Here is a 16001-nt window from a genome sequence, read left to right on the forward strand (position 1 = left end):
GTAGGTTCTTCCTCCTCCAACCGGCGTGATGGGCATCACCGCGCCGTCCGCCCAGCGTAGGGACCGGCCCCGCATCCGGGAAGAATGCGGTCATTGTGGCCGTATTGGTCATTGTGGTCACAACCACCCTCGCCTGTGGCGCAGCTAACAGCGTGCGAAAATGGCGGGGTGTTCCGATCCCTGTCCCTGCGGGCCCAGCTGTTTGCGCTGCAGCTGTCCATCCTGCTCGTCGTTGTGCTGGTGGCCGGCTCGGTCGCCATCTCAATGCAGGAGCAGCAGATCCGTGACGCCTACGAAGGGCGGATGATCGGCGTCGCCCGCTCGGTGGCCCAGCTGCCCTCCATCGTCGAGGCCTTCGACGACGCAAACCCCAGCGAGACCATCCAGCCCATCGCCGAGCTGATCGCCCAATCCACCGGGGTGACGTATGTGGTGGTCACGGACAGCAGCGGTATCCGTTACTCCCACCCGAACAAGGCATTGATCGGACAGATGGTTTCCACCGATCCGTCCATTCCCTTGTCCGGCGAAACCTATGTCGGCCGGCAGACCGGGACCTTGGGCGAATCATGGCGTGTGAAGGTTCCGATTTATAACCGGTCGGGTTCCGAAGTGATCGGCACGGCTTCTGTCGGCACGCTGGAATCGACGCTGCGCGATGACCTCAACGACGACCTGCCCGTACTGTTGGCCTGGCTCATCGCGGCGGCGCTGGTCGGTTCGGCCGGCGCGATCTACATCTCCCGGCTGGTGTGGCGGCGGATCTACCAGCTTGAGCCGGAGGAAATCGCCGCCCTGTTGGAGACCCGCGACGCCATGCTTCATGGCATCGGTGAAGGCGTGGTCGCCGTGGACGACCGCGGGCGCATCGCCTTGCTCAATGATGAGGCCAAGCGCCTGCTGGAGGTCTCCGATGCGGCGTTGGGCCAGCCGGCAACCACGATTCTGGAACCAGGATTGGCGGCAATGCTGGCAGCCACCGGAGGGGCCGACGAAACAGTCCTCGCCGGTGAACGCGTGCTGCTGGCCCGGGCCAACGCCGCCACGGTGGACTCGCGCCGCGTGGGCAGCGTGCTCATCCTCCGGGACCGCACCGAACTGCACCAACTGCTGCAGGATCTGGACGGCGCGCGGGACGTCACCCAGGCGCTGCGTGCCCAGGCACACGAGTTCTCCAACAAGATGCACGTGGTCTCCGGGCTGCTGGAGCTGGGCCGCACCCAGCAGGCAGTGGATTTCATCTCGCGTTCCGGGCACGGCGGTTCCGTCGTGGCCGGTGAACTGGCGCCGGGGATCACTGATCCGGACGCCGCCAGTTTGTTGATGGCCAAGACGACCATCTGCGACGAAAAGGGCATCAGCCTGCTCATTGATCCGGAGTCCGTGCTGGCCCCGGACGGCACCACCGATCCGGTCACCGTGCTCGGCAACCTGATCGACAACGCCATCGAAGCAGTGGGGCTGCAGGGAACCATCACCGTCGCCGTCACCAGTGGTCCCGGCGGTTGCGCCATCACGGTCGCCGACGATGGTCCCGGGGTCCCGCCGGAAGAACAGCGGCGCATCTTCGAACCGGGCGTCTCCAGCAAGGAAGCAGCACTGCCGGGCAGCCGGGGGTTTGGCCTCGCACTGGTCAGCCGCGTCGCGGCACGGCGCGGTGGCAGCGCCCGGGTGGCCGCCTCGGCCTCCGGCGGCGCCGAGTTCACGGTAAGCTTCTCGCCGACCCCGCCGAACTCCCGACCGCAAGGAATTCCGGTCCCATGAACCAGATCCGCACGGTCGTCATCGACGACGACCAAGAGGTCGCCGGTGTGCACACCGGCTTCCTGCTGGCCCACGGTGCCTTCGACGCCGTGGGCACCGCGTACACCGGGGCCGAGGGGCTTGCCATGGTCGCCGCGCTGCGCCCCGAACTGGTGCTGCTGGACATCCACCTGCCGGACATGAGCGGCATCGAAGTGCTGCGCGCAGTCCGAAACCTTCCCGGGGAGCTTGTTGACGTCATCGCGATTACTGCGGCACGCGAACTGGACACGGTGCGGGCGGCGATGGCCGGCGGAGTGCTCCACTACCTGGTCAAGCCATTCAACGCGCGGGTTTTGATGGACCGGCTGGACGCCTATGTGGAGCACCGCCGGCAGATCAGCGGCAGCGGCCACTACGCAGTGCTGGACCAGGACGGCATCGACCGGTTGCTCGCGCCGCAGCTGGACGCCGGAGGATCCGCCCGGGAAGCTGCGTCCACACGGGCCCAAGGCCCCGTGCCCGGCCGTCCCGTTGACCCTCCAAAGGCGTGGCCGCGGTCTGCCGCCGGAAGGGACGCGCCCCGGAGCGCGCGTTCCGCCGCCACGCTGACCGGTTCCGGGTCTGCCGTCCCGCTGCCCAAGGGATTGTCCTTGCCCACCATGGAAGCCGTCATCGCCGACCTGAAGGCAGCCGGCGCCGCGGCCTCGGCATCGGAAGTGGCCGGGCGACTGGGCATGGCCAGAGTGAGCGCACGGCGCTATTTGGAGTATCTGGTGTCGCGTGGCGAGGCCCGGATCACCCCGCGCTACGGGGCCGCAGGCCGGCCGGAGAAGTTCTACCTGCTCACCCGGTAAGACCGGTTTGGCCGGCCCGCGCCAGGATTTGCTCCGCGTGCTTGACCACCGGCCCGTCGACCATTCTGCCGCGGAACCGGAACACTCCGGGTTCGTTGGCGGCGGCGGCCAACACGGCCGCCGCATAGTCGATTTCCTCCTGCCCCGGACGGAAGGCTCCCCGCACGGCGTCGGCCTGGCCGGGGTGGATGATGGCCTTGGCTAAGAATCCAGAAGCCACGGCGTCAGCGGCTTCGGCCGCCAGCCCGCCGAGGTCAGCGATGTCCAGATAGACCGAATCGATGGCGGCCTTGCCGTACGCGCCGGCGGCAAGGAGCACCTGGGCGCGTGCCTGCCGGGCGACGTCCCGGTAGGTTCCGGACTCAAACCGGCTGGAGCTGCCGCCCAGCGAGGCCACCAGGTCCTCTGCGCCCCACATCAAGGCCGCCACGTTGGGGCAGCGCGCCAAATCCGCCGCGTGCAGCACGCCGAGGGCGGTCTCGCAGAGCGCCACCACCGAGTACTCCCCCAGCCCGCCGACGTCTGCCGCGTCTTCGGCTTTGGCCAGCATGATGGTGCGGTAGCCGGACAGGGCTACCGCCTCCATGTCCAGCGTGTGGTCCTCGGTCCCGACCGCGTTGACCCGCACCATCGTCCGCGCCGGGTCCAGCGGGTTGTTGATCACAGCTTCCCGCGCGGCGGCCCGGTCCGCCGGAGCAACCGCATCCTCCAGGTCCAGGATCACCGCGTCGGCGCGCTCCGCGGCCTTGCCGTAGCGGTCCGGCCGGTCCGCCGGACAGAACAGGATAGCCGGTCCCAGGCCGAAGCCGGTCACCGGTTCCTGTCCTCTGCCCGGCCGTCCCACAATTCGGCGTCGCTGGTTTCCGAGCCGGCTATTGCGGCTGCGTGACCGTCCTTGGTCCACATCAGGCAACTGCGCGTCACCGTGGCCACCACGTCGCCGTGCTGGTTCCGGCCGGTATGGTGCATGGTGACCACGCCCGTGCCCGGACGGGACCGGGAGAGCCGCTTGTCGGTGACCACCGTCTCCGTGTAGAGCGTGTCCCCGTGGTAGAGCGGGTGCGGAAAGGTCACGTCCGTCATGCCCAGCTGGGCCACAATGGTGGACTGGGTCAGCTGGCCGACCGATTGGCCCACCACTGTAGCCAGGGTGAACATCGAGTTCATCAGCCGCTGGCCGAACGGCTGCCCCGCTGCCCACGCTGCGTCCAGGTGCAGGGCCTGGTTGTTCATGGTGGCGGTGGTGAAGAACACGTTGTCCGCCTCGGTGACGGTCCGCCCCGGACGGTGTGCGTAGATAACGTCCGCTTCGATCTCCTCGAAGTACAGGCCGCGCTGGATGATGACTTTCTGCGCCCCGGCGGCCTCGGAGGGCGTCGCCGCTGCCCCGGCGTCGGTATTCACCGGGCACCGGCCTGGTACTGGTCAACCCGGAGCTCCGCGCCGGTGGCTGCCACGACGTCCTGGACGTCCACGCCCGGGGCAGTCTCGCGCAGCACCAGTCCCTGCTCTGTCACGTCGACGACCGCGAGGTCGGTGATGATGGTGTCCACGCACCCCTTGCCGGTGAGCGGCAAGGTGCATTCGGTGAGGATCTTGGGATTCCCGCTCTTATCCACGTGCTCCATCATGACAATCAGGCGCTTGGCCCCGAAAACCAGATCCATGGCTCCGCCCATCCCCTTGACCATCTTGCCCGGGATCATCCAGTTGGCCAGGTCCCCGTTCCGGGCCACCTGCATGGCACCGAGAACGGCCACGTCCACGTGCCCGCCTCTGACCATGCCGAAAGAGGCTGCGGAGTCGAAGATCGCCGCACCGCGGTTAAGGGTCACGGTTTCCTTGCCGGCGTTGATCAGATCAGGATCAACCTTGTCCTCGGTCGGATACGGCCCGACGCCCAGAATGCCGTTTTCCGAGTGCAGGATGACTTCCACGCCGTCGGGAATGTAATTGGGGATCAGGGTGGGCATACCGATGCCCAGGTTCACGTACTGCCCGTTTTCCAGCTCCTGGGCCACCCGTGCGGCCAGTTCGTTGCGCGTTAACGCCATGGGTGTGCTCCCTCTAGTTCCCGGTCGGCCCGGTCTCGCGGCCGGCCAGTTGGACGGTACGTTTTTCGATCCGCTTTTCCACCCCGGGCGCCACCACCACGCGCTGGACGAAAATGCCCGGCGTGTGGATCTCCTGCGGGTCCAGCTCGCCCGGCTCCACGAGTTCCTCCACCTCGGCAATGGTGACTTTGCCGGCCATGGCGCACAGCGGGTTGAAATTCATGGCGGTGACGTGGAACACCAGGTTGCCCAGCCGGTCGCCCTTCCACGCGTGCACCAGCCCGAAGTCCGGGCGCAGCGATTCCTCCAGCACGTAGTCCGCACCGGCGAAGCTGCGTACCTCCTTGGGCTCGGACGCCTTGGCCACCGAGCCGTCGGCGGCATAGCGGCGCGGCAAACCGCCCTCACTGACCTGCGTGCCGACGCCGGCGGCGGTGTAGAAGGCGGGGATCCCGGCACCGCCTGCCCGCAGCTTCTCTGCCAGCGTGCCCTGGGGCGTCAGCTCCACTTCCAGCTCGCCGGCCAAAAACTGCCGGGCGAACTCCTTGTTTTCGCCCACATAGGAGCTGATGGTGCGCCGGATCCGCCCGTCTGCCAGCAGCACGCCCAGCCCCCAGTCGTCCACCCCGCAGTTGTTGCTGATCGTCTCCAGATCGGTGGTGCCGGCGTCGTGCAGGGCCTGGATCAGCGCCACCGGGATGCCGCACAGGCCAAAGCCGCCCACGGCCAGCGAGGCCCCGTCCGGTATATCGGCCACCGCCTCAGCGGCGGAAGCCACTACCTTGTTGATCACTGCGCCCTCCTCCTTGCACGGGCTCCCGCCTCGTGACTGCGCCTTTTCCCGACCAGTGTGTCTTGGCTCATAGTCCCAGTTCCCGGGCGATCAGCATCAGCTGCACTTCGGTGGTGCCCTCTCCGACCTCCAGGATTTTCGAATCGCGGTAGTGGCGCGCCACCCGGAACTCGTTGATGAACCCGAAGCCGCCGAAAATCTGGGTGGCGTCGCGGGCGTTGTCCATGGCGGCCTCCCCTGCCACCATCTTGGCAATCGCCGACTGCGTTTTGAAGTGCCGGCCGGCCAGCATCCTGGCCGCGGCGTCATAGTACGCCAGCCGGGCGGTATGGGCGCGGGCCTGCATCCGGGCGATCTTGAACTGGATGGCTTGGAAGGAACCGATAGTGCTGCCGAAAGCCTGCCGCTCCTTGGCGTAGCGTACGGCTTCATCCACACAGCCTTGGGCGGCGCCGGTGGCCAGCGCCGCGATGGCGATCCGGCCCTCGTCCAGGATTTGCAGGAAGTTCGCGTAGCCGCGGCCGCGCCTGCCGAGCAGGTTTGCTTCCGGAACGCGGACATTGTCCAGGGTCAGCGGATGCGTATCGGACGCGTTCCAGCCCACCTTGTTGTACGCCTTCTCGGCGGTGAAGCCCGGTGTGTCTGTCGGAACCAGGATGGTGGAGATTTCCTTCTTCACCGTTCCGTCTTCGCGCTCGGACGTGCCGGTGACAGCGGTAACCGTCACCAGCCGGGAGATCTCGGTGCCGGAGTTGGTGATGAACTCCTTGTGCCCGTTGACCACCCACTGCCCGTCGACCAGCTCGGCCCGGGTCTTCGTGCCGCCGGCATCCGAGCCTGCCTCCGGTTCGGTCAGGCCGAAACCGGCGAGCGCCTCGCCGCTGGCCAGCATGGGCAGCCACTGCCGCTTCTGGTCCTCGCTGCCGAAGCGGTAGATGGGCATGGCTCCCAGCGAGACCCCTGCCTCCAGCGTGATGGCGACCGATTGGTCCACCGCCCCCAGTTCTTCCAGCGCCAAGGCGAGCGCGAAGTAGTCTCCGCCCATGCCGCCGTACTCCTCCGGGAACGGGAGTCCGAACAGGCCCATCTCGCCCATCTGTTCCACCACTTTGTACGGAAAGCTGTGCTCCTCGTCGTGCCGCGCGGACACCGGTGCCACCACCTCGCGGGCAAATTCCCGGACGGTGTCCACCAGGTCCTGATAGTCCTCGCTTAGTGAAAAGTCAGGCATGGTCATGACCCTTTCTGTTCATGTCCTTCAGGCAGGATCGGCTGCCCGTACGACGGCGACAATCTGGCCGGCTTTGACCAGGTCGCCGGGTTTGAGGTTGATGTTCACTTCGCCGGCCATCCCGGCGCTCAACTGGTGTTCCATCTTCATTGCTTCCACCGTCAGCAGTGGCTGGCCTTCCGCGACCTGTTCGCCGTTGACCACCGCCACCGACGTCACCGTCCCGGGCATCGGCGAGCGCACCTCCGGTGATGCCTGGCCCTCTGCCCGCCGGACTGACGCCAGGGTGTCGGCGAGCCTGCGCTCGCGGCTGCGGACGGTCAGCCGGGCAGACCAGCCGGCGTCGCCGATCCACATGGTTCCGTCCCCGCCGAACGCGTGGCGCAACGGCCTGCGGATTCCGTTGACTTCCGCGGCGCGGGCGGCCGGATCCAGCGTGACGGTGTGGCTACTGCCCCCGGCCGTAACCACGGCACCGCAGGGTGTGCCGGCCGCCGGATCCCCCGTCCAGGCCACCGCCACATCCCGCACTCCCCCGCCACCGAGGTCGAAACTGACGGTCCGCCGGCGCGGGGTGCTCAGCCGCCAGCCATCATGCTGCCACGCGGACCCCGCCCGGGCTCCCGCACCGGTCCGGGACTGCAGGTCCTGCCGGAGCAGCCAGTCCACGGCGGCCACAGCCAGTTCGGCGTCGCTGGGCCGGCGGAACTGCTGGTGCTCGATTTTCCGGTCAATCAGCGTTGTGTCGAGCCGCCCGGCCCGCACATCGTCGTCGGCCAGCAGGCTGCGAAGGTGCTCGATGTTGGTATGGACCCCCAGCACCGTGGTGCCGGCCAGCGCGCCGTCGAGCCTGGCCAGGGCTTGCTGGCGGTCCTCGCCCCAGGCAATCACTTTGGCCAGCAGCGGATCGTAGTCCTGCGGGATCACCAGGCCGGGCAACAGCGAGCTGTCCACCCGGACGCCTTCACCCCCGGCTTCGGTCAGCTCCAGCACGGTGCCGGCCGACGGCAGGAACTGTTGCGCTGGATCTTCCGCATAGACGCGGGCTTCCACCGCATGCCCCGTGAGCACGACGTCGGACTGCGCCAGCGTGAGCACCTCACCGGCCGCGATCCGCACCTGCCACTCCACCAGGTCCAACCCGGTCACCAGCTCCGTGACAGGGTGCTCCACTTGCAGCCTGGTATTCATCTCCATGAAAAAGAACTCGTCCGGAGCGTCATCGGAGACCAGGAACTCCACGGTTCCGGCGCCGGTGTACTCCACCGAGCGGGCGGCGTTGCAGGCTGCCTCGCCGATTCCGGCACGGGTGGCTCCGTCCAGGAGCGACGACGGTGCCTCCTCCACGACCTTCTGGTGCCGGCGCTGCAGCGAACACTCGCGCTCGCCCAGGTGGATGGTATTGCCGTGCTGGTCACAGAGCACCTGCACCTCGATGTGCCGGGGCCGGGCAATCAACCGCTCCAGGAACAGCGTGTCGTCACCGAACGCGGAGGCGGCGACGCGGCGGGCTGCAGCGAGAGCCGCGGGGAGCTCTTCCGGCCGCCGCACCGCCTGCATGCCCTTGCCGCCGCCCCCTGCCGACGGCTTGATCAGGAGCGGGTAGCCGACGTCGTCGGCGGCCCTTACCAGCCCGGCGTCATCGAGCCCGGGCTCGGCGATGCCCGGGACCACCGGAACCGAATGCGACGCCACGTGGTTCTTGGAGCGGATCTTGTCTCCCATGATCCCGATCGCCCCGACGTTGGGGCCAATAAAGACAATGCCCGCTGCCTCCAGCGCCTGGGCAAACGCCACGTTCTCGCTGAGGAAGCCATAGCCGGGGTGGACAGCCTCCGCACCTGTGGCCTTGCACGCTTCGATGACGGCGTCGATGCGCAGGTAGCTTTCAGCGGCGGGCGCCGGCCCGATCCGCACCGCAATGTCGGCCTCGCGCACGTGGCGCGCACCGGCGTCGGCATCCGAATACACGGCAGCGGCACGGATGCCCATGGTGTGCAAGGTGCGGATGACGCGGCAGGCAATTTCGCCGCGGTTGGCCACCAGGACGGTTTCGAACACTGTGATCACATCCTGAAGAGGCCGAAGGAAGTTTCCGGCAGCGGGCTGTTGGCACAGACATCCAGGGCGAGGCCCAGCACTGTGCGGGTCTGCGCCGGATCAATGATGCCGTCGTCCCAGATCCGGGCGGTGGAGTAGTACGGGTTGCCCTGGGCTTCGTACTGCTCCCGGATGGGTGCCTTGAACGCTTCCTCGGCGTCGGCGCTCCAGTCCTCTCCCCGGGCTTCCAACTGGTCGCGCTTGACCGTGGCCAGCACTGAGGACGCCTGGTTGCCGCCCATCACGGAAATCCGCGCCGCCGGCCACATCCAGAGGAAGCGCGGCGAGTAGGCGCGTCCGCACATCGAGTAGTTGCCGGCGCCAAAGGACCCGCCGATCACCACTGTCAGCTTCGGCACCCGGGCCGTGGCCACTGCAGTCACCATCTTGGCCCCGTGCTTGGCGATGCCCCCTGCCTCGTAGTCGCGGCCCACCATGAAGCCGGAAAGGTTTTGCAGGAAGACCAGCGGGATGCCCCGCTGGTCGCAGAGCTCAATGAAGTGCGCACCCTTGAGGGCCGATTCGGAAAAAAGCACACCGTTGTTCGCCACAATGCCCACCTGATGGCCGTGGAGGCGGGCGAATCCGGTGACCAAGGTGGTGCCGTACTCCCGCTTGAACTCGTGGAAGCGGCTGCCGTCCACAAGCCGGGCAATGACCTCGCGGACGTCGTAGCCGGCGTTGACGTCCACCGGCACGGCGCCGTAGATTTCCTGGGGATCGGCAGCGGGCGCCTCCACCGGCGCCGTCTCCCAGGCCGGTGTCGACTGACCAAGGGTGGAAACGATGTCGCGGACTATTTCCAGCGCATGCACGTCGTTCTCCGCCAGGTGGTCAGTTACTCCCGAGGTTTGTGCGTGCAGCTCGCCGCCGCCCAGCTCCTCCGCGGTGACAACTTCCCCGATGGCCGCTTTCACCAGCGGCGGGCCGCCCAGAAAGATGGTTCCCTGGTTGCGGACGATCACGGTCTCGTCGCTCATGGCAGGAACGTAGGCGCCGCCTGCCGTGCAGGAACCGAGCACCGCCGCGATCTGTGGGATTTTCGCTGCCGACATCCGCGCCTGGTTGAAGAAGATCCGGCCGAAGTGCTCGCGGTCCGGGAACACCTCGTCCTGCTTGGGCAGGAACGCGCCGCCGGAATCCACCAGATAGATGCAGGGCAGATTGTTCTCCAGCGCCACCTCTTGGGCGCGCAGGTGCTTCTTGACCGTCATCGGGTAGTAGGTGCCGCCCTTGACCGTCGCGTCGTTACACACAACCAGGACGTGACGGCCGTGCACCAAGCCCACACCCGCGATCATCCCGGCACCCGGCGAATCGCCGTCGTACATCCCCTCGGCGGCCAGCGGGGCGATCTCCAGGAACGGGCTGCCCTCGTCCAGCAGCGTGTCCACCCGGTCGCGCGGCAGCAACTTGCCCCGGTCCAGGTGCCGCTGGCGCGAGCCCTCCGGCCCGCCCAACGCCGCAGAGGCCAGGCGCTCGTGCAGTTCCGCGGCCAGCCGGCGCTGGGCCGCGTCGTTGGTCCGGAAGCTTTCACTGGTAGTGTCCACCCGGGAAGCGAGTGTCTCCATCGACACCTTCCTGGCCGAAGCCGTTGCGCATCTGCAGCCCGCTGCCCACGGCATCTGAAAACAACTGGCCTGCACGACACATTTTGGTTAGTCTGTACTAACTGAAATCAGGCTAGTGGCCGCTCACTGTCTTGTCCAGCATTCATCAGCATCTGCGCGAGGGAACGATCCATGCCGACAGCACCGCAGGCCGACGTCCAGGCACGCCAGACCGGCCGGTCGCTGGCCAAGGCCACCCGCCGGGCCGCTTTGCTGGACGCAGCTGCCCGGCTCTTCGCCGAGCGAGGGTTCAACGGCGTCTCCATTGAAGACCTCGGCTCTGCGGCGGGTGTCAGCGGCCCGGCTGTCTACCGGCATTTCAACAGCAAACATGCCGTCCTGGCCGCACTTCTGACCGGTGTCAGCCAGGACCTGCTTGACGGCGGCCAAGAGGTGGCAGACAGCGAGCACAACGCCGAGGAAGCGCTGCGCGGCCTGGTCGCCTTCCACGTGGACTTTGCCTTGAAGAACCCGGACGTCATCCGCGTCCACGACAGGGATCTGGACAGCCTGCCACCGGAGGACTCGGCGATTGTCCGGACCCTGCAGCGCACCTATGTGGAAGTGTGGGTTTCCGTGTTGGCGCGGCTGTTGCCCGACGCCGACGCGGCGCAATTGCGGGTGCGCGCACACGCCGTCTTCGGGCTGATCAACTCGACGCCGCATTCGACCCACCGGAGCAGGCCGCCGCGGGAAGCCTGGCGCCGAAATCTGCTGGAACAAATGGCATGGGCCGCTTTGAAAGCCGAGTAGGGTGTATCAAATACCATCTAGCCGAAAGGTCTGCTGTGATTGAGCTTCGTCCCGTAGAACCTGCCGACCTCGACGAGTTCTTCGAGTACCAGCAGGATCCTGACGCCAACCATATGGCCGCATTCGCCGCCAAGAATCCGTCGGACCGCGGCGTCTTCAATCTGCACTGGCAGAGCCTGCTCGACGACGAGACCATTACTGTTCGCACCGTCACCGTCGACGGCGAAGTGGTGGGCAGCGTGTTGGCTTACCCGAATGAGGGCTACCCGGAATTGAGCTATTGGACGGCGAAGTCGCAGTGGGGCAAGGGCGTCACCACCGCAGCCGTTGAAGCTTTCCTGAAGGAGTTCACCGCCCGTCCCATCCGGGCACGGGTGGTCAAGGACAACCTCGGCTCCGTCAAGGTGCTGCACAAGCTCGGCTTCCGGACCGTTGGCGAAGCCCAGGGATTCGCCAACGCGCGCGGCGCAGTGGTCACCGAGGAGATCCTGGAGCTGGCCTAGCCCCAGGACCGTCGCTGCTTCAGGACAAACGCCGCGCGGTTCAGCCGCGCGGCGTTTGTGTCTGGTCTTCGACTCCGGCCCGGATCACACCATCGCCAGCACCATGGCCGGGTCCGAGAGGATGCTGCCGATGTCCGCCAGGAAACGTCCTGCCTGTGCCCCGTCCACCACCCGGTGATCGAAGCTCAGGCTCAGGGTCATCACGTCCCGCAGCGCGACCTCGCCGCGGTATTCCCACGGTAGGCGCCGGACCGCACCGACGGCCAGGATGGCAGACTCCCCCGGGTTCATAATTGGTGTTCCTGCGTCGATGCCGAAGATCCCGATGTTGGTGATCGAGATGGTCCCCCCGCGCAGGGCCGATGGCGGGGTCTTGCCGGCACGCGCCGTTTCGGTCAGCTCCCCCAACGCCTCGGCCAGTCGACGCAGGTCCATTCGATGCGCGTCCTTGACGTGCGGCACGATGAGTCCGCGGGGGGTTGCCGCGGCAATGCCCAGATTCACGTAGTTCTGTTGCACAATTTCGCCGGCGGCCTCGTCCCAGCGGGCGTTCAGTTCCGGGTGACGGTCCAGTGCCAGGCACAGCGCCTTGGCCGTGATGGTCAGCGGGGTCAGCTTCACGCCGGTGAAGGCTTTGCCCGCTTTGAGCCGGGAGATCAGTTCCATGCTCGCCGTCACATCAAGGGTCAGGAACGATGTCGCATGGGGCGCGGTGAAGGCGCTGGCCACCATGGCGTCGGCCGTGGCCTTGCGCACGCCCCTGACCGGAATCCGCGTCTCGGCCCCGGCCGCGCCTCCCAGCCACCGGCCGGTGGGTCCCGTGGAGGCGGCCGCAGCCATCGCCGCGGACGGGCCGGAGTCAAGGAAGGCCTGGACGTCCGCCCGGGTAATGAGTCCCCGCTCGCCGGTCCCGGAGACCAGTGCCAGGTCGACGCCCAGGTCCTTGGCCAGCTTCCGCACCGGGGGCGTGGAACGGGGCCGCTCGGGCGCTTCGGTGCGGCCCACAGATTCCGCGGCCGGCGCTGCGGCAGTCCGCGCCGGCAGAGCGACCGGCCTGCCGCCATTGGCTGCTGCGGCCACCCCGGGTCCGCCGTCCGGCCCTCCTGCCGGACGGGAAGGGCCCGTGCTCGATGGCCGGTCCCCCAGGCTCTTCCGCCGGCGCCGGGCAGGCCGGCCGTTCAGGTCGGCTGCCGCGCCGTACCCCACCAGATTCGCCTCGCGCTGCGGCGCCCGCTCCCCGGAGGTCCTTCCGCCTGCGTCCGGCTGCCCCGAGTCTTCCACTTCGATGGAAACGATGGGTGCCCCCACGCTGACCGTCGTTCCAGGCGGTTCATGCAGCGTGCGCACCACCCCGGAGAACGGGGAAGGCAACTCGACCACCGCCTTGGCCGTTTCCACTTCACCCAGAATCTGGTTCAGCTGAACAGGATCGCCCTCGGCAACATTCCAGCTGACGATTTCCGATTCGGTCAGCCCCTCGCCCAGATCCGGCAGCTTGAATACCTTGATCCCCACGGAATCAGTCCTCCAGTCCGGTCAGTGAATTCGGCCGGCCGAGCACCCGGTCCACGCCGTCCAGTATCCGGTCCAGGTCCGGCAGGTGGTGCCGCTCCATTTTGGCCGGCGGGTACGGGATGTCCATCCCGGTGATCCGCACCGGAGCATGCTCCAGGTGGTAGAAGCAGCGCTCTGTCAGGCTGGCCGCGATCTCGGCGCCGAGCCCGCCGGTTCGGGCCGCCTCGTGCGTGATCACCAAGCGGCCCGTCTTGCGGACCGAGGCCTCTACGGTGGGATAGTCCAGCGGCGAGAGCGAACGCAGATCAATAACCTCCACCGACACGCCATCGTCCTCAGCCGCCCGGGCCGCCTCCCGGGCGGTCTGGACCAGCGCGCCGTAGGCCACCAGGGTCACGTCGGACCCGGGCACCTCCACCCGCGCGCTATCCATAGGCAGCGCGGCATCCAGCGCGCTCTCGTCCACCTCGCCCTTGGTGTGGTAGCGCCGCTTGGGTTCGAAGTAGACCACCGGATCGTCGGCGGCGATGGCCTGCTGGATCATCGTGCAGGCGTCCTGCGGGTTGGACACCGCCACCACCCGCAATCCGGAGGTGTGAGTGAAATAGGCCTCCGGCGATTCGGAGTGGTGTTCGGCCGCGCCGATGCCACCGCCGAAGGGCACCCGGATGGTCAGCGGCATCTTCACCCGGCCGCGGGTGCGGTAGTGCAGCTTGGCCACCTGACTGACAATCTGGTCGAACGCGGGATAGATGAAACCGTCAAACTGGATTTCACACACCGGCCGGTAGCCGCGGTAGGCCATTCCGACGGCGGTGCCCAGGATGGCCGACTCGGCCAGTGGTGCATCAATCACCCGATGGGCGCCGAAATCTTTCTGGAGTTCGTCGGTGATGCGGAAGACCCCGCCCAGCGCACCAATGTCCTCGCCGATAATCACCACCTTGGGGTCGTTCTCCATGGCCTTCCGCAACCCGGTGTTGATGGCACGGCCAAACGTCATGGTGGTCATCAGCGGCCTCCCTCGGCGGCTTCGAACGAATCAAGGTAGCGCTCGTACTGCTGGCGTTGTTGTGCCAGCACGGGGTGCGGTGCGGTGTAGACGTTCTCGAACAATTCCAGGTCAGCGGGCTCGGGCATGGTCGTGCACCCTGCCCGCATTTCGGCGGCGGCCTGGTCGGCAGCTTCCTGGACCCGTTGCTGCAGGTCCTCATCCAGCAGGCCTTGGGCGGTCAGCAGGGCCGCCAGCCGGTCGATGGGATCGCGTCTCTTCCAGTCCTCGAGCTCGTTGGCGTCGCGGTAGCGGGTGGGGTCGTCCGCCGTCGTGTGCGGTCCCATCCGGTAGGTGACAGCCTCTATAAAGGAGGGGCCGCCGCCGGAGCGCGCCCGGTCCAGTGCCATGCGGGTGACGGCCAGGCAGGCCAGGACATCGTTGCCGTCGACCCGGTACCCGGGGATCCCGAATCCGGGTGCACGGTCGGACAGTTTGCCCTGGGCCTGCAGGCTCACCGGTTCGGAGATCGCCCACTGGTTGTTCTGGCAGAAAAAGATGACCGGCGCCTGGAAGCTCGCGGCGAAGACCATGGCCTCGTTCACGTCTCCCTGCGAGGTGGCGCCGTCGCCAAAATACGCCACGGCCACGGCGTCGTCGCCGTCGAATTTGGCCGCCATGGCGTACCCGGTCGCGTGCAGGGTTTGGGCCCCGATGATCACCTGCGGCGTCGCCATGTTGACCTCGTAGGGGTCCCAGCCGGAGGGCCGGTTGCCGCGCCATACCCGGATCATGTCGGTCAGGTCCACCCCGCGGCAGTAGGCGACGCCGTTCTCGCGGTAGCTGGAGAAGACGAAGTCTTGTGTGCGCAGGGCCCGGCCGGACCCGATCTGGGCTGCTTCCTGTCCGAGCAACGGCGGCCACAAGGCCAGCTCCCCCTGCCGCTGCAAAGCCGTGGCTTCCCGGTCCAGCCTGCGGACCACCACCATGTCCTGGTAGAGGCCGGCCAGGCGGTCGCCGTCGACGTCCTGGAGCCACGGATCGAATTCCTCGCTGGGTGCCCGCGTTCCGTCCGGGGCGAGCAGTTGGATGTAGCTTTCCTCGTTGAGCGGACCGGTCGGGTCCGTGCCTGGTAAGGACACTTGCGACACTCCCTTTGCGTCTTCAGGGCCGGAACATCTTGTGGATCTCCGGCGCCGGACAGCCCCGCCGGCACCGTTGCCCGCGGGTGATTGTGACACTACTCACGTCCCACAAGTAGCGCAATGGAGCCTGCGCAAATTGAGCAAAATGCCCTGTCGGGAGGCGCCGCAGCGTGTTAGTCTGCGCACTATGCGGATTCTGGACGGCACCGACCTGCGGCTGCTCGGAGCACTGGCGCAGGATCCCCGGCGGACCGTCGTGGCGCTGGCGCAAAAGCTCGGCCTGTCGCGGAACACGGTGCAGGCCCGCATGTCGCGCCTGGAGAAGGACCAGGTCTTCCTGTCCTTCGACCGGCGGATCAATCCTGCCGTCCTGGGTTATCCGCTCGCAGCGTTCATCCACATCCACGTTCACCAGCCCAAACTCCAACAAATCACCGCTGAGCTGGCCCGGATCCCGGAAGTGCTCGAAGCCTTCGGCGTGACAGGCCAGGCGGACATTCTGGCCCGGGTCGTCTCGGAGGGCGCCGAGGATTTGTTCCGGATCAACGGCAAGATCCTGGGGATCGATGGCGTGGAGCGGACCGACACCTCGCTGGCCATGCACGAGTTGATTCCGTTCCGGATCGAGCCGCTGCTGGCCCGCGGCGTCCGAGCCGAGGGCGGGTTGTAAGCTCGGTGCATCAAGCAAGTCCTGCACTGTCGCCCG

General features: G+C 67.2%; 15 protein-coding genes. 5 read left to right on the forward strand and 10 right to left on the reverse strand.

Annotated elements, in window-relative coordinates; all coding sequences use genetic code 11:
* Positions 1-168: 168 nt before the first annotated feature.
* Together AC5RWT_RS21205 and AC5RWT_RS21210 are read left to right on the forward strand one after the other, a co-directional pair.
* On the forward strand, positions 169-1764 hold the full coding sequence (locus AC5RWT_RS21205) for an ATP-binding protein (protein ID WP_494081881.1): 1596 nt from the start codon (positions 169-171) through the stop codon (positions 1762-1764).
* Complete coding sequence (locus AC5RWT_RS21210; protein WP_494081882.1) at positions 1761-2600, forward strand: response regulator; 840 nt, start codon at positions 1761-1763, stop codon at positions 2598-2600. Before AC5RWT_RS21205 ends, AC5RWT_RS21210 begins: the two co-directional genes overlap by 4 nt.
* On the opposite strand, the gene AC5RWT_RS21215 is transcribed toward AC5RWT_RS21210, so the two are convergent.
* The 7 genes from AC5RWT_RS21215 to AC5RWT_RS21245 form a co-directional block, all read right to left on the reverse strand.
* Entirely contained in the window at positions 2590-3414 is an 825-nt protein-coding gene (locus tag AC5RWT_RS21215) for an HpcH/HpaI aldolase/citrate lyase family protein (RefSeq protein ID WP_494081883.1), read from the reverse strand. The two genes, AC5RWT_RS21210 and AC5RWT_RS21215, sit on opposite strands and share 11 nt — an antisense overlap.
* The gene (locus tag AC5RWT_RS21220; RefSeq protein WP_494081884.1) at positions 3411-4004 is read right to left on the reverse strand and encodes a MaoC family dehydratase; all 594 of its coding nucleotides are present in this window, start codon (positions 4002-4004) and stop codon (positions 3411-3413) included. The genes AC5RWT_RS21215 and AC5RWT_RS21220 overlap by 4 nt, the downstream gene beginning before the upstream one ends.
* Positions 4001-4654: a CoA transferase subunit B gene (locus tag AC5RWT_RS21225; RefSeq protein WP_494081885.1), complete on the reverse strand. Its 654-nt coding sequence runs from the start codon at positions 4652-4654 to the stop codon at positions 4001-4003. The genes AC5RWT_RS21220 and AC5RWT_RS21225 overlap by 4 nt, the downstream gene beginning before the upstream one ends.
* A gap of 13 nt (positions 4655-4667) precedes the next feature.
* Positions 4668-5447 carry a CoA transferase subunit A gene (locus AC5RWT_RS21230; protein WP_494081886.1) on the reverse strand — a complete coding sequence of 260 codons (780 nt, stop codon included), beginning with the start codon at positions 5445-5447 and terminating at the stop codon, positions 4668-4670.
* Positions 5448-5514: 67 nt separating this feature from the next.
* On the reverse strand, positions 5515-6678 hold the full coding sequence (locus AC5RWT_RS21235) for an acyl-CoA dehydrogenase family protein (RefSeq protein ID WP_494081887.1): 1164 nt from the start codon (positions 6676-6678) through the stop codon (positions 5515-5517).
* Positions 6679-6705: 27 nt separating this feature from the next.
* The gene (locus AC5RWT_RS21240) at positions 6706-8739 is read right to left on the reverse strand and encodes an acetyl/propionyl/methylcrotonyl-CoA carboxylase subunit alpha (protein WP_494081888.1); all 2034 of its coding nucleotides are present in this window, start codon (positions 8737-8739) and stop codon (positions 6706-6708) included.
* A gap of 5 nt (positions 8740-8744) precedes the next feature.
* Positions 8745-10349: a carboxyl transferase domain-containing protein gene (locus tag AC5RWT_RS21245; RefSeq protein ID WP_494081889.1), complete on the reverse strand. Its 1605-nt coding sequence runs from the start codon at positions 10347-10349 to the stop codon at positions 8745-8747.
* Between the two features lie 171 nt (positions 10350-10520).
* Here AC5RWT_RS21245 and AC5RWT_RS21250 point away from each other — a divergent pair, with 171 nt between their 5' ends.
* Both AC5RWT_RS21250 and AC5RWT_RS21255 read left to right on the forward strand, forming a co-directional pair.
* Positions 10521-11141: an SACE_7040 family transcriptional regulator gene (locus tag AC5RWT_RS21250; protein ID WP_494081890.1), complete on the forward strand. Its 621-nt coding sequence runs from the start codon at positions 10521-10523 to the stop codon at positions 11139-11141.
* Between the two features lie 35 nt (positions 11142-11176).
* A complete protein-coding gene (locus tag AC5RWT_RS21255; protein ID WP_205754357.1) occupies positions 11177-11644 on the forward strand; it encodes a GNAT family N-acetyltransferase in 468 nt (155 codons plus the stop codon).
* Positions 11645-11728: 84 nt separating this feature from the next.
* Here the strand turns inward: AC5RWT_RS21255 and AC5RWT_RS21260 are convergent, their stop codons facing one another.
* Genes AC5RWT_RS21260 through pdhA form a run of 3 tightly spaced genes read right to left on the reverse strand, consistent with a single transcriptional unit; the run spans position 11729 to position 15292 of the window.
* On the reverse strand, positions 11729-13159 hold the full coding sequence (locus AC5RWT_RS21260; protein WP_494081891.1) for a dihydrolipoamide acetyltransferase family protein: 1431 nt from the start codon (positions 13157-13159) through the stop codon (positions 11729-11731).
* Positions 13160-13163: 4 nt separating this feature from the next.
* Positions 13164-14171: an alpha-ketoacid dehydrogenase subunit beta gene (locus AC5RWT_RS21265; RefSeq protein ID WP_494081892.1), complete on the reverse strand. Its 1008-nt coding sequence runs from the start codon at positions 14169-14171 to the stop codon at positions 13164-13166.
* On the reverse strand, positions 14171-15292 hold the full coding sequence (gene pdhA, locus AC5RWT_RS21270) for a pyruvate dehydrogenase (acetyl-transferring) E1 component subunit alpha (protein ID WP_494081893.1): 1122 nt from the start codon (positions 15290-15292) through the stop codon (positions 14171-14173). The genes AC5RWT_RS21265 and pdhA overlap by 1 nt, the downstream gene beginning before the upstream one ends.
* Positions 15293-15482: 190 nt before the next feature.
* Between pdhA and AC5RWT_RS21275 the strand changes: the two genes are divergently transcribed.
* Positions 15483-15965 (forward strand): Lrp/AsnC family transcriptional regulator, encoded by a 483-nt coding sequence (locus AC5RWT_RS21275; RefSeq protein ID WP_493968145.1) that lies wholly within the window; start codon positions 15483-15485, stop codon positions 15963-15965.
* Positions 15966-16001: the final 36 nt, after the last annotated feature.

Source organism: Arthrobacter sp. Dra40 (assembly GCF_059091905.1).

What these genes read in the sequence shown, in the direction of transcription:
- AC5RWT_RS21250 (WP_494081890.1), top strand. Translation starts at nt 10,521, where the DNA reads ATGCCGACAGCACCGCAGGCCGACGTCCAGGCACGCCAGACCGGCCGG.
- AC5RWT_RS21235 (WP_494081887.1), bottom strand. Translation starts at nt 6,678, where the DNA reads ATGCCTGACTTTTCACTAAGCGAGGACTATCAGGACCTGGTGGACACC.
- AC5RWT_RS21275 (WP_493968145.1), top strand. Translation starts at nt 15,483, where the DNA reads ATGCGGATTCTGGACGGCACCGACCTGCGGCTGCTCGGAGCACTGGCG.
- AC5RWT_RS21225 (WP_494081885.1), bottom strand. Translation starts at nt 4,654, where the DNA reads ATGGCGTTAACGCGCAACGAACTGGCCGCACGGGTGGCCCAGGAGCTG.
- AC5RWT_RS21210 (WP_494081882.1), top strand. Translation starts at nt 1,761, where the DNA reads ATGAACCAGATCCGCACGGTCGTCATCGACGACGACCAAGAGGTCGCC.
- AC5RWT_RS21245 (WP_494081889.1), bottom strand. Translation starts at nt 10,349, where the DNA reads ATGGAGACACTCGCTTCCCGGGTGGACACTACCAGTGAAAGCTTCCGG.
- AC5RWT_RS21265 (WP_494081892.1), bottom strand. Translation starts at nt 14,171, where the DNA reads ATGACCACCATGACGTTTGGCCGTGCCATCAACACCGGGTTGCGGAAG.